The following is a 19,914-nucleotide window of genomic DNA, read 5'->3' as shown; positions in this document are numbered from 1 at the left end:
CCGCCCGAGGGCAGATCGTCGCATGCTCGAAACAATGCCGCACGGGGTACACCCCGCTGGGAGCGCCGGCGCCGCGGCACGTAGGAACGAAGGATGCCCACCACCGTGTTCTGCCTGCACGCCCTCGGATCGAGTTCCGAGGAGTTCGTCGGGCTGCGGTCCCGCCTCGCCGGGACGCTCGACCTGGTCGGGATCGACCTGCCCGGGTTCGGCACCAGCACGGCCGCGACCGGCACCACCGTCGAGGAGATGGTCGTGCTCGTCGAACGTGCGATCGGCCGGAGCGGCGTGACCGACTGGGCGCTGATCGGGCACTCGATGGGCGGGAAGGTGGCGTCCGTCGTCGCCTCGCGCACCGTCGACGGCAGCAACGGCCTGTTCGGCCTGCGCGCCGTGGTGCTGCTCGCCGCGTCGCCGCTCTCCCCCGAGCCGATGGACGAGGAGCGCCGGCAGACCATGCTCGACTGGGCGTCGGACGGCGAGATCGGCCCCGACGAGGCCGATGCGTTCGTCGACGCCAACACCGCGTCCCGCCTCGACCCGGAGCCGCACGCGATCGCCGTGCACGACGTCGAGCGCGCGGTCCCGCAGGCGTGGACCGACTGGCTCGTCCGCGGCAGCCGCGAGGACTGGTCGACCGTCTTCCCGCCGAACCCGGTCCCCGCCCTGGTGCTGGCCGGCGCCGAGGACGGCGACCTCGGTCCCGAGGCCCAGCGGACGCTGAACCTGCCGCACTGGACCGCGGGCGAGTTCGACGCGGTGCCGGACGCCGCGCACCTGCTGCCGTGGGAGCAGCCCGACGCCGTCGCCGACCGCATCCGCGACTTCTGGCACCGTCGGGTCGACCACGGTCCGCTCGTCCCCGCCGAGACCGCCCGCGTCATCGCCTCCCCCCGCGTGAGCGCACGGACCCGCGGCATCCTCGCCGTCCGAGCACTCCCGGACGCCCCGGACCGCGAACCGCGCGCCCTCACCCGCGAGCAGCTCGACACGTTGCGCGCCGTGGCCCGCGCCGTCGTCCCGCAGCCGGGCGACCGCCACCTCGACCTCGCGCTCCGCGTCGACGACCAGCTGGCCGACGAACTCGGCGACGGCTGGCGACTGGACGGCCTGCCCGCCGACGTCGAGGCCTACCGTGCCGGACTCGACGCACTCCGCAGCGAGGCCGCGCAGGGCGACGAGCACCTCGCCGGGGTGCTCGACGCGGTCACCGCGGGCGAGCACACACCGACGACGGGTCCGCTCGACGGTTCGCAGCTGCGAGCGTGGCTCGAGGACGCCAGCGTCGACCTCGCCAAGCAGTGGATGGCGCACCCGGCGACGATGGCCGCGATCGACTACGACGGCTTCGCCAACGGCGGCGACGGGCTGCGCAAACAGGGCTTCCTGCTCCTCGGAGCCGGCGAGCGCGAAGCATGGGAACCGACGGGAGCCGGACGATGAGACTCGACCACCAGCGCCACCACAGCGAGGACGAGGTCGTCGACGTCGTCGTCGTCGGGACCGGCGCGGGCGGCGCACCGCTGCTCGCCACCCTCGCCCGCCGCGGCCTCAGCGTCGTCGCGCTCGAGGCCGGCCCGAACACCGACCCGGAGCGGTACACGCCCGACGAGGTCGAGGCGCCCGGGGACATCAACTGGATGGACGAGCGGATCAGCGGCGGCAGCGCCCCGACCGCCTTCGGCCCGAACAACAGCGGCACCGGCGTCGGCGGCTCGACCCTGCACTGGGGCGCGTTCACGCCGCGGCCGAACCAGCACGACATCCGGCTCCGCACCGACTCCGGGCAGGGCGAGGACTGGCCGATCGACCACGCCGAGCTCACCCGCTGGATCGAGCAGGCCGAGCACGACGTCGGCGTCGCCGGACCCGCGCACTACCCGTGGGACCCGGAGCGCCGCTACCGCATGGGCCCGCCGCCGCGGAACGCCTCGTCGGACATGATGATCCGGGGTGCCGCCGCCGTGGGCATCACCGCCACGGACGCCCCCGTCGGCCTCACCACCGAGGACCGGCACCAGGAGCACCACGGGCTCCGCCAGGCCTGCGTGTCCTGCGGTTCCTGCCACCAGGGCTGCCGGAACGGGGCGAAGGTGTCGATGGACACCACCTACCTGCCCGCCGCCGTCGCGTTCGGTGCGGAGATCCGCGCCGAGGCGTTCGTGCACGGCATCGAGCTCGACGCCAGGGGCCGGGTCGAGGCCGTCGTCTACCGCCAGGACGGCCGCGACCACCGGCAGCGCTGCCGCACGCTCGTCCTCGCCGCGGGTGGCATCGAGACCCCGCGCCTGCTGCTGCACACCGGGATCGCGAACAGCAGCGGCCAGGTCGGCCGGAACTTCACCGCGCACGGGGCCACCCAGGTCTGGGCGACCTTCGACGAGTCGATGCGGTCCTACCGCGGGTACCCGTCGTCGATCATCACCGAGGACTTCGTCCGCCCCGCCGACGCGGACTTCGCGGGCGGCTACCTGATCCAGAGCCTCGGCGTGCAGCCGCTGACGCTCGCCACCTCGCTCGTGCGGGGCGGTGGGCTCCGCGGTGCCGCGCTCGTCCGGGCGCTGCAGGACTACCCGCGCATGGCCGGCGTCGGCATCAACGCCGAGTGCCTGCCGTACGACGACAACCGGCTCGTGCTCGCCGACGAGGTCGACGCGAACGGGGTGCCGAAGGCCCGCGTCACGTTCTCGCCCGGGTCGAACGAGGAAGCGATCACCCGCCACGCGGTCCGCACGATGACCGCGATCGTCGAGGCGGCGGGCGGCACGGACGTCCGGGTCCTCGACCGCACGGCGCACACCGTCGGCACGGCGCGGATGGGCACCGACGCGGGGAACTCGGTCGTGGACGCCGCCGGCCGGTCGTGGGACGTGCCGAACCTGTGGGTCGTGGACAACTCGGTGTTCCCGAGCTCCCTCATCGCGAACCCGGCGCTGACGATCATGGCGCTGTCGCTCCGCACCGCCGACCGGCTGCTCCGCGACGACGCATCGGCCGACCGCGAGCAGGCCGCGACCGCCGTCGCCTGACGCGCGAGCCGAGGGACGGGAGGCGCGGTGCGGGCTCGCACCGCGCCTCCCGTCCGTCATCGGTGGCGGTCAGGAGTCGGCGGGTGCCCGGTCCTCGACCGGCACCACGACCGGATCCGCCCGCCGCGCACGCATGCGCGCACGGCGGTCGACGTCGAGGTCGTCCTCCGGAGGGTCGTTCGCGTCCGAACCCACGAGCCAGGTGAGCCCGCGCAACCCGCGCCGGTCGTCGGAGACGAGTGCGATCGACCAGAGCGCGCCCTCGTGCTCGGCGGCGCGGCGCTGGGCCCAGTCGACGACCTGCAGGACGTCGGCCTCGAGCAGGTCGGTCGTCTCCGTTGCGAACACGTCGCCGTCGGGGCGTTGGACGTACACGCGGAAGCGCGGGCGCGGGTCCTCCCAGGTACTGTCGCGCTCGTCGACCTCGATGACGTCCATCCCCCGAGCCTACGAGTCCGGGTCAGCCGCGGGTGCGCGCCAACCGCCGGTTCAGCGCCCCGTTCAGCAGCGCCACGAGCAGCCCCACCGCGAACACGAGCGTGCCGAAGCACAGCACCTGCGGCGGCATCCCGGCCTTGGCGGCGCCGTACACGAACAGCGGGAACGTGACCGAGGGCCCGGCGACGAACGAGGTGATCACGTAGTCGTCGATCGACATCGCCAGCGCGAGCAACCCCGCGGCCAGCATGCCCGGCGCGAGCAACGGCAGGGTCACGAGCCGGAACGCCTGCAAGGGCGTCGCCCCGAGGTCCCCCGCGGCCTCCTCGAGCGCCCGTGACGTCCCCGCGATCCGCGCCCGGAGGACCACGACGACGTAGGCGACGTCGAACGCCACGTGCGTGAGCAGGATCGTCAGGAACCCGGTGCCGAGCCCGACCGACAGGAAGAACGACAGCGACGCGGACCCGACGACGATCGACGGCGCCGCGATGTCCGCGAACACGACGGCGTTGACGGCACCGCGCCCGGGGAACCGGTAGCGCTCGAGCGCCAGGGCCAGCGGCAGGCCGATCGCGACCGAGATGATCGCGGCGAGGAACGCGATGACGACCGAGGTGACGAACGCCTGTCCGAGGCCGGAGACGTTCACGAGGTTCGCGTACCAGTAGGTCGTGAACCCGTTCCACGCGAACGACAGCCGGTTCGTCGGGGCGTCGTTGAACGAGTACACGATCATGTAGACGATCGGCACGAGGGTGATCGCGATGGTGACCCAGTAGACGATCGCGAGCCACGGCCCGCGGCGGTTCACCCCGTGCCGGCCGGGTCGGCGCGCGGCCGTCCCGGTGGCGGGTGCGGCGGGAGCGGTGGCGCGGGGCGGAGCGACGGCGGTCATACGAGGTCCTCGAGGTCGTCGGTGCCGGAGACGCGGGCGTAGATGAACAGGATGATGCCGAGCACGACCATGAGCACGGTCGAGAGCGCCGCGGCGACGTTGTACTGCTGGTTGCCGGAGTAGGCGTCCTGGATCGCCTGCCCGATCGTGTACGTGTTCGTGCCGCCCAGGAGCGCCGAGTTCACCGGGTCGCCCACGCTGTCGATGAAGACGAGCAGGACACCAGCGAAGATGCCCGCGCGGGACAGCGGCAGCGTGGTGTGCCAGAACGCCCGGACCTTGCCGGCGTAGAGGTCGTTCGCCGCCTCGCCGAGTCGGGGGTCGATGCGTTCGAGCGCGGCGTAGATCGGCAGCACCATGAACGCCAGGTCGTTGTAGGCGTCGCCGAAGATCACCGCGCCACCGGTCCCGAGGATGTGGAAGTCCTTGCCGGCCAGGCCGATCGCCTGCAGCGCCGTGACGACCGGCCCCTGTGAGGCGAGCACGAACGCCCACATGTCGGTGCGGATGACGAACGACACGAGGAAGCTCACGAACACGAGCATGAGGAGCGGGTTCTTCCACCGTGGCGACACCCGGAAGGCGATGAAGTACGCCACCGGGTACCCGACGATGATCGTCACGACGGTCGCGGCCGCGCCGTACCAGAGCGACCGGCCGAGGAACGTCAGGTACGGCACCTGCGGGTCGATGAACAGCGAGCCGTAGATCCCCCAGTTCCACGTGAACGTGTAGCCGTCGTCCGGGTTGCCCGACATGAGCGAGACGATGAGTCCCGACACGAGCGGGATGACGAAGAACACGGCCAGGTACGCGGTGCCGACGACGGCGAGCAGGAACGGCACCCGCAGGCGACGACCGTGCCGCACGGGCGCGGGTCCCGGTCCGGCCCCGAGACCGGCGGTCCCGGCCGTCCCGACGGCGCTCACGACTGCACCACCGCGTTGAAGATGCCGTTCCACTCCGAGTACTCGTCGTAGTTCTCGAACACCCGGAACTCGTGCGACTTCTCGAGCACCTCGGCCGAGGGGAACACCAGCGGGCTGTCCGCCACGGTGGGGTCGTCCAGCTCGTCACGGACGTAGTCCTCCGCGGCAGGCACCGGGCAGACGTAGTTGACGTAGTCCTCGACGATGCCGGCGATCTTCGGCGTGTAGTAGAAGTCCATCCACTCCAGGGCCGACACCGGGTTCGCCGCCTGCCGGGGGATCATGAGGTTGTCGTGCCACATCATCTGGCCTTCCTCGGGCGTGACGAACTTCAAGTGCTCGAACCCGGACTGCTGCGCCTGGAACACGTCGCCGGACCACGCCTGCGTGATCCAGGTGTCGCCGTTCTCGAGCTTGTTGATGTAGCTCTGGTCGTAGAACCCGGTGACGCTCGGACGCAGCTTCCGCAGCCAGTCCTGGGCCGTCCGCCAGTCCGCGGGGGTCGAGGTCTCCGGGGCGATCCCGTTCGCGAGCAGCCCGAGGGACCCGAGCTCGGTGTTGTCGCTCATCAGTCCCACGCGGCCCGTGAACGCCGGGTCGAGCAGGTCCTGGAACGACGTGATCTCGCGGTCGACGTACTTCGGGTTGTAGGCGATCCCGGTGAACCCGGTCTGCCACACGACCGAGTGCTTGTTCCCGGGGTCGTAGGTCGGGTCCTTCACGGAGTCGCCCGCGTTCGCCGCGAAGTTCGGCAGCCGCGAGTGGTCGAGCTCGCACACGAACCCGTTCTTGATCATCTGCGTCAGCTCGAAGCCGTTCGTCATCACGACGAGGTCGTAGCCGGTGGCTCCCTGCGCGCGGAGGATCGGCGACACCGTCGCGTAGAACGTCGCGTTGTCCTGGATCACGGCCTGGTAGTCGACCGAGATCCCGGTGGCCCGCTCGAACAGCTGGATGGACTCGGACTTCCCGTGGTCGGAGTCGATGTAGAGCGGCCAGTTCGCGAAGTTGAGCTGCTTCGTCGCCTTCTGGGCCTTCCAGAACCGCTCCCAGTCCACCGGGTGTTCGGCGAGCGACGCCGCCGACCCCTTGATGCTGCAGCCGGCGAGCAGGGCGGCGACCGCGGCGGCCCCGCCGCCCGCGAGGAACCCGCGACGGCTGACGCGTGCGGACGTCAGTCCGCGCACCAGGTCCGGCCGCGGACTCACGCGACGACCCCCGCGGTGGCGGGTGCGGACTGGAGGCGCGGGTCGGCTCCGGCGGTGACGGTCGCGTCGGACGCGGGGTGCGCCTCCAGGCCGAAACCGTGGTCGACGCCCCACGTGAGCCAGACCTCGGTACCGGTGGCGATACGCGGTCCGCCCTTGGAGTTCTGCGCGAAGACGGAGACGCGGCCCGCGCCCGGCACGTCCACGAGGTACTGGGTGCTGACGCCGGAGAACGACACGTCGACCACACGGCCGGGGCCGAGGATGTTGCGACCGGCCTCTGGTGCCGGCTCGGCGGTGCGGATCTTGAGCTTCTCCGGACGGACGCCGACCACCACGTGTCCGGTCGTCGCGACGGCCCGGTCGGTCGGGACGGCGATCGTGCCGGCCGCGGTCGCGACGACGAGGAGTCCGCCGTCGGTGCCGCGGACCTCGCCCTCGAGCAGGTTCGACTGCCCGAGGAAGTTCGCGACGAACGCCGTGCGGGGCAGCTCGTACAGGTCCTGTGGGCTGCCCATCTGCTCGATGCGGCCGCCGTTCATGACGGCGACCGTGTCGGCCATCGTCATCGCCTCCTCCTGGTCGTGCGTGACGTGCAGGAAGGTGAGACCGACCTCGGCCTGGATCGTCTTCAGCTCGAGCTGCATCTGGTGCCGCAGCTTGAGGTCGAGGGCGCCGAGGGGCTCGTCGAGCAGGAGCAGGGCCGGGCGGTTCACGATCGCGCGGGCGAGGGCGACGCGCTGCTGCATGCCGCCGGACAGCTGCGCCGGACGCTTCGACGCCGAACCCTCGAGCTCGACGAGCCGCAACGCCTCGGTCGCTTTCGTCATCGGGTCCGGGATGCGCCGGCGCTTCAACCCGAACGCCACGTTCTCGAGCACGCTCATGTGCGGGAACAGCGCGTAGTTCTGGAACACCGTGTTGACCGGCCGCTGGTACGGCTTCGTGTCGGTGACGTCCCGTCCGCCGATCGTGATCGTGCCGCTCGTGGGCTCCTCGAGGCCGGCGACGAGCCGGAGCGTCGTCGTCTTGCCGCAGCCGGACGGCCCGAGCAGCGCGAAGAACGAGCCGGCCGGGACGGTGAGGTCGAGGGCGTCGACCGCGGTGTGGCCGGGGAAGGACTTGGTGATCCGGTCGAGCCGGAGATCGGCTCCCGATTCGGCGAAGGTGCCGGTCATTGCCATGGTGCCTCCTGCTGCTCGTGCTGCTCGGGGTCGGGTTCGGGCTCAGCCGATGTAGGACATGACGTGCTTGATGCGGGTGTAGTCGTCGAACCCGTACTGGGACAGGTCCTTGCCGTAGCCGGAGTGCTTGAAGCCGCCGTGCGGCATCTCGGCGACGATCGGGATGTGGGTGTTGATCCACACGCACCCGAAGTCGAGGTCGCGGGCGAAGCGCATCGCCCGCGCGTGGTCGGTCGTCCACACCGAGCTCGCCAGGCCGTACTCGACGCCGTTCGCCCACGCGAGGGCCTGCTGCTCGGTCGAGAAACGCTGGACGGTCTGCACCGGGCCGAAGATCTCCTGCTGCACGGCGCGGTCGTCCTGCCGGAGCCCGGAGACGATCGTCGCCTCGTGGTGGAAGCCGCGGTCGCCCAGGCGGTGGCCGCCGAGCTCGATCGACGCGTGGTCGGGGAGGGAGTCGATGAACGACCGGACCTGGGCGAGCTGGGCCGCGTTGTTCACCGGGCCGAAGTACGGGGTCGGTGCGTCCGGCCCGGTCTGCGCGTCGGTCTGCGCCGCCTCGGCGAGCGCCGCCACGAACTCGTCGTGGACGCCGTCCTGCACGAGCAGGCGGGTGGCGGCGGTGCAGTCCTGCCCGGCGTTGAAGAACCCGGCGGCGACGATGCCGGCCACGGCGGCGGGGACGTCGGCGTCGTCGAACACGATCACCGGGGCCTTGCCGCCGAGTTCGAGGTGGGTCCGCTTGAGGTCCCCGGCGGCGGCGCGGGCGACCTCGATGCCCGCGCGGACGGAACCGGTGATCGACACGAGCTGCGGCGTGGGGTGGTCGATCATCGCGGCACCGGTCGTCCGGTCCCCCACGACGACGTTGAGGACGCCGGGCGGCAGGAACTCCGCGGCGACCTCGGCGAGCAGCAGGGTCGACAGCGGGGTGGTGTCGCTCGGCTTGAGCACGGTCGTGTTCCCCGCGGCGAGCGCCGGCGCGAACTTCCACACCGCCATGTTGAGCGGGTAGTTCCACGGGGTGACCTGGGCGACGACACCGATCGGCTCGCGGCGGACGAACGACGTGTGGTCGGTCATGTACTCGCCGGCGCTCCGCCCCTCGAGGTTCCGGGCGGCGCCGGCGAAGAAGCGGATCTGGTCGACGGAGAGCAGGATCTCGTCCTCGACGAGGGTGGCGCGGGGCTTCCCGGTGTCGAGCGACTCGAGGTCGGCGAACTCCTCCGCCCGCTGCTCCATCGCGTCGGCGATCCGGAAGAGCGCGAGCTGTCGTTCCGCGGGTGTGGTGCGGCCCCACGTCCCGAACGCGGTGCTCGCCGCACGGAAGGCCGCGTCGACGTCGGCGGCGCTGGACACCGGCGACGTGCCGTAGACGTGCTCGTCGGTCGGGTCGATCAGGTCGAAGGCCGCGTCGGCGCGGACCTCGACGGACGCGCCCCCGACGAAGTTCCGGACCTCGCTCGTCTTCGTGGTCTCCCGCATGGCGGCGATACTGGCACGGAAAAAGCTGGTTCGGAAGACTTGTAACAACGGAAATCGTCGTGAAACACGGTGTTCACAACGGATTCCCTTGCTTTCTGGGTGATGGCGCTGCAATGCTGTCCGGCATGGCGGCAGCACCACGACGTCCGGGACCGATCGACGACACCTCGAAGCGGATCATCGAACAACTCCAGGCGGACGGGCGCCGTCCGTACGGCGAGATCGGCAAGGCGGTCGGTCTCAGCGAAGCGGCGGTCCGGCAGCGCGTCCAGAAGCTGACCGAGACCGGCGTCATGCAGATCGTCGCGGTGACGGACCCCCTGCAACTCGGGTTCCACCGCCAGGCGATGATCGGCATCCGGGTCAGCGGCGACACCCGAACCGTCGCCGACGAACTCGAACGGCTCCCGGCGGTCGACTACCTCGTCATGACCGCCGGGAGCTTCGACCTCATGGTCGAGGTCGTCTGCGAGGACGACGACGACCTGATCGAACTCCTGAACGGCACCATCCGGGCGATCCCGGGCGTCGCCGGCACCGAGACCTTCGTCTACCTGCAACTCCGCAAACAGCTCTACGACTGGGGAACGCGATGACCATCTCCGAACGACCCACCACCCGTCTCGGCTCGTACGACCCGTTCGCACCGGTGGACGACGCCGCGCTGCAGCAGAAGTCGCGCGACCACCTGTGGATGCACTTCGCCCGGCACGGTGCGAACCAGGCCGGTGCCGACGTGCCGATCATGGTGCGCGGCGAGGGGCACCACGTCTACGACAGCCACGGCAAGGAGTACATCGACGGGCTCTCCGGCCTGTTCGTCGTCGCCGCGGGCCACGGCCGGAAGCGCCTGGCCGAGATGGCCGCCAAGCAGGCCGAGACGCTGTCGTTCTTCCCGATCTGGTCGTACGCGCACCCCGCGGCGATCGAGCTCGCGGACCGGTTGGCCGACCACGCCCCCGGCGACCTCAACAAGGTGTTCTTCTCGACCGGTGGCGGCGAGGCCGTCGAGACCGCCTTCAAGCTCGCGAAGTACTACTGGAAGCTCCGCGGCAAGCCGATGAAGCACAAGGTGATCTCCCGCGCGGTCGCGTACCACGGCACCCCGCAGGGAGCACTCGCGATCACGGGCATCCCGGCGATGAAGCAGATGTTCGAGCCGCTCGCGCCGGGTGGCTTCCGCGTGCCGAACACGAACTACTACCGCGCCGCCGAGATGGGCTTCGCCGGCGAGAGCGAGGAGGAGTTCGGCTTCTGGGCGGCCGAGCGCATCCGCGAGATGATCGAGTTCGAGGGACCGGACACCGTCGCCGCGGTCTTCCTCGAACCGGTGCAGAACTCCGGCGGCTGCTTCACCCCGCCGCCCGGGTACTTCCAGCGGGTCCGCGAGATCTGCGACGAGTACGACGTGCTGCTGGTCTCCGACGAGGTGATCTGCGCGTTCGGTCGGATCGGCACGATGTTCGCGTGCGACACCTACGGCTTCGTCCCGGACATGATCACGTGCGCGAAGGCGATGACCTCGGGCTACTCCCCCATCGGCGCGACGATCATCAGCGACAAGCTCTTCGAGCCGTTCTCCACGGGCGACACGACCTTCTACCACGGGTACACGTTCGGCGGGCACCCGGTCTCCGCCGCCGTCGCGATGGAGAACCTCGACATCTTCGAGGAAGAGGGGCTGCTCCAGAACGTCCAGCAGAACGCCCCGCTCTTCAAGGCCGAGCTGGACACGCTGCGCGACCTGCCCATCGTCGGGGACGTCCGTGGTGACGGGTACTTCTACGGCATCGAGCTCGTGAAGGACAAGGCCACCAAGACGACCTTCGACGACGCCGAGTCGGAGCGCCTGCTCCGCGGGTTCCTGTCGAAGGCGCTGTTCGACGCCGGGCTGTACTGCCGTGCCGACGACCGCGGCGACCCCGTCGTGCAGCTCGCACCGCCGCTCACCATCGGGCAGCCGGAGTTCCGCGAGATGACCTCGATCCTGCGGAGCGTCCTGTCCGAGGCCTGGACGAAGATCTGACCGTGACCGGCTACCGGGGCGTCTCGTTCTGGCTCGACGCGCTCGTCACGAGTGGCCGCGACGACCTGACGCCCCGGCCGCCGCTCGACGGCGACACCACCGCGGACGTCTGCATCGTCGGCGGTGGACTGACGGGTCTCTGGACCGCGTGGTACCTGCACCAGGCCGACCCGCGCCTCCAGGTCGTCGTCGTGGAACGCGAGATCGCGGGCTTCGGCGCGTCCGGACGCAACGGCGGCTGGTGCTCCGCACTGTTCCCGCGGTCCGCCGAGGCGATCGCCCGCGAGCACGGCCGAGACGCGGCCCTCGCCCTGCGTCGGGCGATGCGCGACACCGTCGACGAGGTCGGGCGCGCAGCGTCCGAGGCCGGAGTCGACTGCGACTACGTCAAGGGCGGCACCGTCCTCTACGCGCGCTCCGCCGTGCAGGAACGCGCGGCCCGCGACGAGGTCGCCGCCTCGGCCGCGTGGGGCGACGACATGACGTACCGCGACGCACGCCCCGGCGATGCCGCCGGATCGGCCGGTGTCGCGTGGACGCCGGACTGCGCGCGGGTCCAGCCCGCAGCGCTGGTGCGCGGCCTGGCGGCGGCCCTGGAGGCGCGGGGCGTCCGGATCGCGGAGCACACGCCCGCCGTCTCGTGGGGTCCAGGGCACGTGGTCACGTCGCGCGGGACCGTCACGGCCGGTGCCGTGGTCATCGCGGTCGAGGGCTACGGCGCGCAGCTCGAGCAGACGAAGCGGCGCATCCTGCCGCTGTACTCGCTCATGATCGCGACCGCTCCCCTGCCGGCCGCGGTGTGGGACCGTGTCGGGCTCGAGCACGGGCAGACGTTCTCCGACTACCGGCACCTGCTCGTGTACGGGCAGCGCACGGCGGACGACCGACTGGCGTTCGGCGGGCGCGGAGCCCGCTACCACTGGGGGTCCGCGATCACCCCCGGCTACGACCGGGTACCACGCGTGTTCGAGCACCTTCGGCGGTCCCTGGTCGAGCTGTTCCCCGCCGTCGCCGACGCACCGGTCACGCACACGTGGGGCGGACCCCTCGGGGTGCCCCGTGACTGGTGCGCCTCGGTCACGTGGGACGGCCACGTCGGGACCGCCGGCGGCTACGTCGGCGACGGCCTGTCCACGACGAACCTCGCCGGACGGACGCTCGCCGACCTCGTGCGGGGTGTGTCCTCGCCGCTGACCGCGCTGCCGTGGGTGAACCACCGGTCGCCGGACTGGGAGCCGGAGCCGCTGCGGTTCCTCGGGGCGAACGCCGGGCTCGTGGCCACCGACCTGGCCGACCGCGAGGAAGCACTGACCGGGCGGCCGAGCCTCGCCGCCCGCCTGATGGCACCGCTGACCGGAGGACACTGATGGCTGCACGCGATGCCGACGTCGTCGTCGTGGGGGCCGGGGTCGCCGGGCTCGCCGCTGCTCGAGCGCTCGTGCAGGGCGGGCAGCGCGTCGTCGTGCTCGAGGCCCGCGACCGCATCGGTGGCCGCACCTGGACCGACGACGAGATCGGGGTGCCGGTCGACCTCGGCGCCTCGTGGATCCACGGCATCGAGGGCAACCCGCTCTGGTCCCTGGCGTCCGCGTTCGGGATCGAGACCGTCGAGTTCACCGTCGGCAGCTTCCAGTTCGACGGGCGGCCGATCGGCTGGCACGCCCCGTCCGGACGGCGGTTGACCGCGCCCGAGGCCGCGTCGTTCGTCGCGGACCTGCACACCGTCGACGGCGCCCTCGCCGCGGTGGTCGCCGACGCCCCGCCGCCGGCGACCTACGCGTCCGCCGTCGACACCGCGCTGCGGTCCCTGCAGTGGCAGGGCGACCGGGCCGCGCGGATCCGCGAGTACACGGCGCACCGCTCCGAGGACCTCTGCGGCGCCCCGGTCACCGTGCTCGACGCGCACGGGCTCGACGAGGAGCACGTCGCCGGCGACGAGGTGGTGTTCCCCGGCGGCTACGCCCAGTACGCGCACGCCCTGGCGGCCGGGCTCGACGTGCGCCTGTCCGCCGTCGTCGCCGCCGTGCGCTCGTCGTCCTCGGGCGTGGTCGTCGGGCTCGCCGACGGGACGACCGTGTCCGCTGCGGAGGTCGTCGTCACGGCACCCATCGGCGTGCTGCAGGCCGGCGCGATCACGTTCGAGCCACCACTCGAGCCCGCGGTGCTCGACGCGATGGGCCGACTCGGGATGGGCGTCTACGACAAGGTGTTCCTGCGGTTCCCCGAGCGGTTCTGGGGTGACGACTGGGTGGTGCGGCAGCAGGGTCCGGCCGGGGTCGACTGGCACTCCTGGTACGACATCTCCCGGGTGACCGGCGAACCGGTGCTCGCGGCGCTCGTGGGCGGTGCCGGCGCGCGGCGGATCGAGTCGCTGCCCGATGCCCTGGTCGTCGACGAGGCGGTCGAAGCGCTGCGCCGGATGTTCGGGCCCACGGTCCCGGAGCTGGAAGGCGTGCGGATCACCCGGTGGGCGGCGGACCCCTTCGCGCGCGGGTCGTACTCGTACCTGCACGTGGGGGCGTCACCGGACGACCACGACCTGCTCGGCACCCCGTCGGGGCGGGTGCAGCTCGCCGGTGAGGCCACGTGGGGCGAGGACCCCGCGACGGTGCACGGGGCGCTGCTCTCCGGGCTGCGGGCGGCGGGGCGGTTGCTCGGGCACGAGGTGTCGGCCGGGTCGTTGGCGGGGCCGCTGCCCGGCTGACGGGCGGGGCCGGAGTCGCCCGGATCCGGCCGGCACCCGCCGCCCGGTCGGGCGTGACGCTCCGTCAGTCGAAGGCGGGGGTGTCCGCCGAGCACCGCACCGCGTCGCCGGGCCGCGCCGACGTCTCGCTCGCGATCTCGCGCTTCCCGTCGAGCAGGATCCGGCACGTCGCCGTGGCACCGGCGCCCGGCGTCGCCCGCACCGACGCCCGCTGCTCGGCGAGGACGATCGCGTCGTGCTCCCAGCGCGACCCGTCGCCGTCCGAGGACCCGGTCTCCTGCGCGTCGAGCCGGTGCACCTCGGGTGCTTCGCCGCGCCGCTCGGCGCCCTCGACCCGCACGTCGGTGAGGGCGGCCCCGCTCGGCTGGTCGACGCGGGCCTCGTAGGTCACGGACCAGGCATCGCCCGTCTGCTGCTGGACGAAGCTGCACCCGGTCGCGAGCACCGCGACGGAACCGGCGACCACGGCGGCGGCGAGGAGACGGACGGTGGGACGGTTGCGTTCGGACATGCCACCAGCCTGCGCACCGACCGCCCGCGGATCGTCCCCCGGGCGACGCGACCCCGTGCGACGACGGATCGATCCCGGGTCCTCCGAGCGGTTGACATCGGCTCCGTGCGCCCACGCGATCAGTACCGTCGACCGCATGGGAACCGTGCTGCCAGGCGTGATCGCGTTCGTCGTCGGGGTCGTCCTCGCCGTCGGGGCGCTCGTGCCGTGGACGGCGTGGGAGTACCGCCGTCACGGGCAGCTCGGCTTCCGACGCTCGCTCGTCGCGTTCGGCACGCTCGTCTACGCCCTCGCGCTCGTCACCTACACGCTGCTGCCCCTGCCCGACGACGTCGCGACGATGTGCCGGAACGCGGCCTCGCCGCAGCTGACGCCGTTCGCGTTCCTCGGGGACGTCGCGAAGGAGGGCGGGATCTCCGGACCCCGGTCACTGCTGTCCAACCCGGCGTCGGCGCAGGTCCTGTTCAACGTGCTGCTCTTCGTGCCCCTCGGTGCACTCGCCCGGCACGCGGTCGCCCGGAGGCGCGTGTTCGCCGGCCTGCTCGTCGGGCTCGGCGCCGGGTTCGTGGTGTCCCTGCTCATCGAGACGACGCAGCTCACCGGCGACTGGTTCCTCTACCCGTGCTCGTACCGCCTCTTCGACGTCGACGACCTGCTCGCGAACACGACCGGCGCCGTGGTCGGCACGTTCCTCGCCCCGCTCGTGGGGCTGCTCGCGGGGTCCGGGCGGACCACCGACGCGGACGCCCCGCGCCCGGTCACCGCGGCACGACGGTTCTCCGGCATGCTCGCCGACGTGCTGGCGATCTGGCTCCTGTCCGGCACGCTGAGCGTCGGGACCGCCCTGGTGTGGGCGATCGCTGGGCGGGACGACCAGGACCCGGTGCTCGGCACGCTCATCACCGCCGGTGCACTGGTCGCCCCGTTCGCACAGCTCGTGGTCGTGCTCGCGACGGGCCGGACCCTCGGTGAGCACGTCGTCCGGCTCCGTCCGGTGCCGACACCGGGGACCGGGAGGCGCGTGGTGCGCTGGGCGCTCGGCTCCGGCGGGTGGGCGGCACTGCTCGCCCTGGACGTCCCGTTCTCCGCGTTCCTCGCGTTCGTGCTCGCGGTGACGTCGGTCATCGCGGTGTGGGCGACCCGCGGGCGGCGCGGGTTCGCGCTCGCGGTGATCCGGGCGGAGGTCGAGGACGATCGGGTGCCGGCGCGCGTCGGCTGAGCGGGTCCCGAAGGGTGTCGTACTGACCGGACGCTCACGGGCCGCACGGGCCCGGAACGGTGTTCGAGTGCCACACTCGGAGCCGTGACGACGACGCGGACCACACCCCGGCACGAGCACCGCGGGCCGGTCGCCGTCGCCGTGCTGGTGAACCTCGTGCTGAGCCTGTTCCTGCCCGACGAGGTCCTGTTCTTCCCGTCCTGGGTGGTCCCGCTCCTCGGGGTGCTGCTCCTCACCCCGCTCATCGTGTTCAACCCCCGGCGGCTGACCCGTGAGACCACCTGGTCGCGGTGGCTGTCCACGGGCCTCGCGGTCCTGCTGACGGTCGCGAACCAGCTGACCGTCGTCCGCACGATCGACGAGCTGCTGCACGGGCACCCCGACGGCGGCGCGGTGCTCCTGACCGCCCTGCAGGTCTGGGTGAGCAGCATCATCGCGTTCGGGCTCGTGTACTGGGAGCTCGACCGGGGCGGCCCCGTCGCCCGACGACAGCCGGGGCTGTGGGTGACCGACCGCGCCGACTTCCAGTTCCCGCAGGAGACCGACCCGAAGACGGCGGCCTGGCGGCCGGTGTACCTCGACTACCTCTACGTCGCGCTGACGAACATGATGGCGTTCAGCCCGACCGACACGATGCCGATGACCATCCGGGCGAAGATGATCATGGCCTACCAGTCGATCGGCGGGTTCATCCTGCTGGCGCTCGTGATCTCGCGCGCGGTGAACATCATCAGCTGACCGAACTCTCGACGAGCGACTCCGACACGTCCCAGAGCCGAGCGGCGTCCTCGTCACGGAGCAACGGTGCCCACGGCTTCCGACGGCCGGCCGGTCCGCCGAGCTGCCCGGGTCCGGTCGGACCGACGAAGCCGCCGTCGAGGTCCGCGTCGGTCGCCGCGAGCAGGGCCGGCTCCGCCGCCGAGGCCGGGGTCCCGACGAGGAGCCCGCGCGCCGACAGCCAGCGGATCAGCCGGACGGCCACGGTGTCGCCCGAGCGTCCGATCTCCGGTCGTGCGGCGAGCAGGCTCGTGGGTGCGACGCCGGGGTGGCTGACCGCACTCGTGATCCCCCACCCACCGGCCCGGCTCCTCCGACCGAGCTCGAGGGCGAAGAGCGCGCACGCGAGCTTCGACTGCCCGTACGCCCGCGCGACGTCGTAGTCCCGCTCGGACTGCAGGTCGTCCCACCGGATCGAGGCACGCTGCGCCGCCACGCTCGACTGCATCACGACCCGACCGTTCGCGGCACGGAGCAGGGGGAGCAGGGCGCCGACGAGTGCGACGTGCCCGAGGTGGTTCGTGCCGAACTGCAGCTCGAAGCCGTCCCGCGTCGTCTGCCGCTCCGGCGGGTTCATCACGCCGGCGTTCCCCACGAACACGTCGATCGGCGTGCCCTCGGACCGCAGCCGCTCCCCGAGCGTCGACACGGACTCCAGCGAGGACAGGTCCAGGTCCTCGAGCAGCACGGAGGCACCCGGGTGCTGCGCGGTGATCCGGGCGACCGCAGCCGCTCCCTTGTCGCGGTTGCGCACCGGCACGACCACCTCCGCCCCGGCGCCGGCGAAGCGCGCGGCGATCTCCAGTCCGATGCCGTCGCTCGCTCCGGTCACCAGGACCCGGCGTCCGCCGAGGTCCGGGAGGGTGAGTCGTTCGTTCCGTGCCATGGTCTGCCTCTTCCGTCGTGGTGAGCACCTGATTGGGCACCCGAGACGATCGTCGCTGCGTCGTGCACGCGCAACCACGGCCTGACGATCCGTGGCTGCGGTCGACGCCCCGGGAGAGGATGGGCGCATGATCGACCGAGCGTCCCTCGCGGACTTCCTCCGCAGCCGTCGGACGGCCCTGCAGCCCGAGGACGTCGGCCTGCCCCGGGGCCAGCGCCGTCGCACGAGCGGGCTGCGGCGCGAGGAGGCGGCGCTGCTGAGCAACATGTCCGTCGACTACTACGCGCGGCTGGAACGGGAGCGCGGACCGCAGCCGTCCGACCAGATGCTCGCGTCGATCGCGCAGGGTCTGCGCCTCACGATCGCGGAGCGCGACCACCTCTTCCGCCTCGCCGGACACGAGCCCCCGACCGCGGCGTCCGGCGGCGACCACGTCAGCCCCGGCATGATGCGCATCTTCGACCGGCTCGCCGACAGCCCGGCCGAGATCGTCACCGAGCTGGGCGAGACGCTGCAGCAGACGCCCCTCGCCGCCGAACTCACCGGTGACGCCAGCGGCCGACGGGGCGACGACCGGAGCATCGGGTACCGGTGGTTCGCCGACCCGGCGTCCCGGGACGTCCACCCGGTCGAGGACCACCCCTTCCTGTCCCGGATGTACGCCTCGGGTCTCCGCACCGTCATCGCTCGTCGCGGACCCGACTCCCGGGCCGCACACCTGGCCGAACGGCTCCTCGCGACGAGCGAGGAGTTCCGCGAGGTCTGGGCGCGCCACGAGGTCGGCATCCGTCCGCGTGACGTGAAGACCTACCGCCACCCCGAGGTCGGGCTGCTCACCCTGCAGTGCCAGGTGCTGCAGGACCCCGACAGCTCGCAGAACCTGCTCGTGTACACCGCCGAACCCGGCAGCGAGACCGCCGAGCGACTCCGGCTGCTCGCCGTGGTCGGCTCGGCGGTCGGTCGCGCCTGACCTCGCAGGTCGTCAGGCGCCGTGTGCTTCCTCGGCCACGGGCTGCCACTCGCGCCAGGTCGCCAACCGCGACTCGTAGTCACGCTCCGCGATGCCGAGCGGCGCCTTCCCGAAGAACACCCGCAGCGGCGGCTCGTCCGCGTCGACGACCTTCAGGATCGCCGACCGGGTCGCCTCCGGCTTGCCCGGGTCGGCAGCGGACGGGCGCTTGGACGCGGCCTCGCGCACGTCGGCGTACGCGGCGATCTCCTCGCTGTGCTTCGAGGACGGACCGGACCAGTCCGTCGAGAAGCCGCCGGGCTCGACGAGGGTGACGTGGATGCCGAAGCCCGCGACCTCCTGGGACAGCGACTGCGAGATCCCCTCGAGCGCCCACTTCGACGCGTGGTACGCCCCGACCGTCGGGAACGCACTGATCCCGCCGATGCTCGACACCTGGACGATGTGTCCGGACCCCTGCTCGCGCATGATCGGCAGCGCCGCCTGGGTGACCCAGAGCGCACCGAACAGGTTCGTCTCGAGCTGCGCGCGCACCTCGTCCTCGGTGAGCTCCTCGACCATGCCGAAGTGGCCGTAGCCGGCGTTGTTGACGACGACGTCGAGGGAGCCGAAGTGCTCGGCGGCACGCTGGACCGCGGCGATGTCGGCCGCACGGTCGGTGACGTCGAGCTGCAGCGCGAGGAACGTGTCCGGGTACTGGTCGACGAGGTCGTGCACGTCGTCGGGTTTGCGGGCGGTCCCGGCGACGGAGTCCCCGCGCTCGAGTGCCGCTTCCGTCCACTCGCGGCCGAAGCCCTTGGACGCGCCGGTGATGAACCAGGTCTTGCTCATGTGTCCTCCTGTTGTCTGACCGGATCAGCCAACGCCCGGGGCACGGGTGTCACCTCGACGCCCGGGGGACGCGCGCGCCGACCGGACAGTCACGACCGGGTCCAGCTCCGCGTCGCGTACCAGGCGATCACGCCGAGGAACGGTGCGACGAACACCGCGATCATCCACCCGACCTTGCCCTCGTCGGACAGGTACGGGTCACGGAGGATCGACCGGACCGCAGCCACCCACAGGCACACCAGTGCGACGAGCAGGGCGACGAGCGAGAGGGAGGCTCCGGTCCCCATCAGGTTGTCGAGCATGCCGTGATGCTCCCAGGACGGCGACGGCGCGGACAGCCCCTCTTGACGTGACACACCCGCCGAACGACCGTCAGGGTCGGGGCGCCGCGAACTCCAGGTTGACGTCGTCCGGGTCCTGCACGGACAGGATCACGAGCCCGAACGGCGGCAGGTCGGTCACCTCGCCGTGCTCGATCCCCGCCGCGTCGAGCCGGCCCACCGCGGCGTGCAGCTCGTCGACCGATGCCACTCGGAACGACACGTGGTCGAGGCCGACGCGGTCCGGGTCGAACCGGTCCCCCGCCGGCGCGACCGGCCGCAGGCCCAGCGTCTGCCCGCCGAACGTGAAGGAGCACCCGCCGTAGGTCCGCCACGGGTCGTCGTGGATCGTCGGGTCGTCGATCTGGTCGCTGAAGTCGCTCCCCGGTGGCATCCCGAACAACTGCTCGTAGAACGCCTTGCTGCGTCGGATGTCGGTGACCGTCAACCGGACGTGCGAGAAGCCGAGCGGCGTGACGATGGGTTCGCTCATGCGTCC

Annotated in this window: 20 protein-coding genes; 9 read left to right on the top strand and 11 right to left on the bottom strand. The window is 71.9% G+C overall.

The features are described 5' to 3' along the window. The first annotated feature begins 93 nt into the window (after positions 1-93). Together QE359_RS03905 and QE359_RS03900 are read left to right on the top strand one after the other, a co-directional pair. The gene (locus tag QE359_RS03905) at positions 94-1,443 is read left to right on the top strand and encodes an alpha/beta fold hydrolase (protein ID WP_309777716.1); all 1,350 of its coding nucleotides are present in this window, start codon (positions 94-96) and stop codon (positions 1,441-1,443) included. Continuing rightward, positions 1,440-3,029 (top strand): GMC family oxidoreductase, encoded by a 1,590-nt coding sequence (locus QE359_RS03900; protein ID WP_309777715.1) that lies wholly within the window; start codon positions 1,440-1,442, stop codon positions 3,027-3,029. Before QE359_RS03905 ends, QE359_RS03900 begins: the two co-directional genes overlap by 4 nt. Before the next feature lie 69 nt (positions 3,030-3,098). Here QE359_RS03900 and QE359_RS03895 read toward each other — a convergent pair whose 3' ends face one another. The 6 genes from QE359_RS03895 to QE359_RS03870 are packed head-to-tail and all read right to left on the bottom strand — an operon-like array spanning position 3,099 to position 9,171. Further along, complete coding sequence (locus QE359_RS03895; protein WP_309777714.1) at positions 3,099-3,467, bottom strand: hypothetical protein; 369 nt, start codon at positions 3,465-3,467, stop codon at positions 3,099-3,101. Positions 3,468-3,489: 22 nt separating this feature from the next. Next, positions 3,490-4,365, bottom strand: a complete 876-nt coding sequence (locus QE359_RS03890; protein ID WP_070417422.1) for an ABC transporter permease — start codon at positions 4,363-4,365, stop codon at positions 3,490-3,492. Next, on the bottom strand, positions 4,362-5,294 hold the full coding sequence (locus tag QE359_RS03885; protein WP_309777713.1) for an ABC transporter permease: 933 nt from the start codon (positions 5,292-5,294) through the stop codon (positions 4,362-4,364). Before QE359_RS03885 ends, QE359_RS03890 begins: the two co-directional genes overlap by 4 nt. Further along, a complete protein-coding gene (locus tag QE359_RS03880; RefSeq protein WP_309777712.1) occupies positions 5,291-6,502 on the bottom strand; it encodes a spermidine/putrescine ABC transporter substrate-binding protein in 1,212 nt (403 codons plus the stop codon). Before QE359_RS03880 ends, QE359_RS03885 begins: the two co-directional genes overlap by 4 nt. Beyond that, positions 6,499-7,686, bottom strand: a complete 1,188-nt coding sequence (locus tag QE359_RS03875; RefSeq protein WP_309777710.1) for an ABC transporter ATP-binding protein — start codon at positions 7,684-7,686, stop codon at positions 6,499-6,501. The genes QE359_RS03880 and QE359_RS03875 overlap by 4 nt, the downstream gene beginning before the upstream one ends. A 42-nt stretch (positions 7,687-7,728) precedes the next feature. Further along, positions 7,729-9,171, bottom strand: a complete 1,443-nt coding sequence (locus QE359_RS03870) for a gamma-aminobutyraldehyde dehydrogenase (RefSeq protein ID WP_309777709.1) — start codon at positions 9,169-9,171, stop codon at positions 7,729-7,731. Positions 9,172-9,284: 113 nt separating this feature from the next. Between QE359_RS03870 and QE359_RS03865 the strand changes: the two genes are divergently transcribed. The 4 genes from QE359_RS03865 to QE359_RS03850 are packed head-to-tail and all read left to right on the top strand — an operon-like array spanning position 9,285 to position 13,901. Then, a complete protein-coding gene (locus QE359_RS03865) occupies positions 9,285-9,767 on the top strand; it encodes an Lrp/AsnC family transcriptional regulator (RefSeq protein WP_070417426.1) in 483 nt (160 codons plus the stop codon). Next, entirely contained in the window at positions 9,764-11,197 is a 1,434-nt protein-coding gene (locus QE359_RS03860) for an aspartate aminotransferase family protein (protein ID WP_070417427.1), read from the top strand. Before QE359_RS03865 ends, QE359_RS03860 begins: the two co-directional genes overlap by 4 nt. Positions 11,198-11,199: 2 nt before the next feature. Continuing rightward, entirely contained in the window at positions 11,200-12,564 is a 1,365-nt protein-coding gene (locus QE359_RS03855; RefSeq protein WP_309777708.1) for an FAD-binding oxidoreductase, read from the top strand. After that, positions 12,564-13,901, top strand: a complete 1,338-nt coding sequence (locus tag QE359_RS03850) for an NAD(P)/FAD-dependent oxidoreductase (RefSeq protein WP_309777707.1) — start codon at positions 12,564-12,566, stop codon at positions 13,899-13,901. The genes QE359_RS03855 and QE359_RS03850 overlap by 1 nt, the downstream gene beginning before the upstream one ends. Positions 13,902-13,965: 64 nt before the next feature. Here the strand turns inward: QE359_RS03850 and QE359_RS03845 are convergent, their stop codons facing one another. After that, on the bottom strand, positions 13,966-14,412 hold the full coding sequence (locus tag QE359_RS03845) for a hypothetical protein (RefSeq protein WP_309777706.1): 447 nt from the start codon (positions 14,410-14,412) through the stop codon (positions 13,966-13,968). A 136-nt stretch (positions 14,413-14,548) separates the two neighbouring features. Between QE359_RS03845 and QE359_RS03840 the strand changes: the two genes are divergently transcribed. Then, positions 14,549-15,631 (top strand): VanZ family protein, encoded by a 1,083-nt coding sequence (locus QE359_RS03840; RefSeq protein WP_309777704.1) that lies wholly within the window; start codon positions 14,549-14,551, stop codon positions 15,629-15,631. Between the two features lie 84 nt (positions 15,632-15,715). Continuing rightward, entirely contained in the window at positions 15,716-16,369 is a 654-nt protein-coding gene (locus QE359_RS03835) for a DUF1345 domain-containing protein (protein WP_309777703.1), read from the top strand. Here QE359_RS03835 and QE359_RS03830 read toward each other — a convergent pair. Beyond that, a complete protein-coding gene (locus QE359_RS03830; RefSeq protein WP_309777702.1) occupies positions 16,362-17,294 on the bottom strand; it encodes an SDR family oxidoreductase in 933 nt (310 codons plus the stop codon). The genes QE359_RS03835 and QE359_RS03830 overlap by 8 nt on opposite strands. A 127-nt stretch (positions 17,295-17,421) precedes the next feature. On the opposite strand from QE359_RS03830, the gene QE359_RS03825 reads away from it, so the two are divergent. Next, the gene (locus QE359_RS03825; protein WP_309777700.1) at positions 17,422-18,264 is read left to right on the top strand and encodes a helix-turn-helix transcriptional regulator; all 843 of its coding nucleotides are present in this window, start codon (positions 17,422-17,424) and stop codon (positions 18,262-18,264) included. A gap of 12 nt (positions 18,265-18,276) precedes the next feature. Here the strand turns inward: QE359_RS03825 and QE359_RS03820 are convergent, their stop codons facing one another. The 3 genes from QE359_RS03820 to QE359_RS03810 all read right to left on the bottom strand — a co-directional run bounded on the left by QE359_RS03820 (position 18,277) and on the right by QE359_RS03810 (position 19,908). Further along, entirely contained in the window at positions 18,277-19,095 is an 819-nt protein-coding gene (locus tag QE359_RS03820; protein WP_309777694.1) for an SDR family oxidoreductase, read from the bottom strand. Positions 19,096-19,184: 89 nt separating this feature from the next. Then, the gene (locus QE359_RS03815; RefSeq protein ID WP_309777693.1) at positions 19,185-19,397 is read right to left on the bottom strand and encodes a PLDc N-terminal domain-containing protein; all 213 of its coding nucleotides are present in this window, start codon (positions 19,395-19,397) and stop codon (positions 19,185-19,187) included. A 70-nt stretch (positions 19,398-19,467) separates the two neighbouring features. Beyond that, positions 19,468-19,908, bottom strand: coding sequence for a VOC family protein (locus tag QE359_RS03810; protein ID WP_309777690.1), 441 nt, complete (start codon positions 19,906-19,908; stop codon positions 19,468-19,470). Between the last annotated feature and the right edge of the window lie 6 nt (positions 19,909-19,914).

Origin of the sequence: Curtobacterium sp. SORGH_AS_0776 (assembly GCF_031453355.1) — a bacterium.
GTDB lineage: Bacteria > Actinomycetota > Actinomycetes > Actinomycetales > Microbacteriaceae > Curtobacterium.
This window is presented reverse-complemented; position numbering and strand designations above follow the sequence as displayed.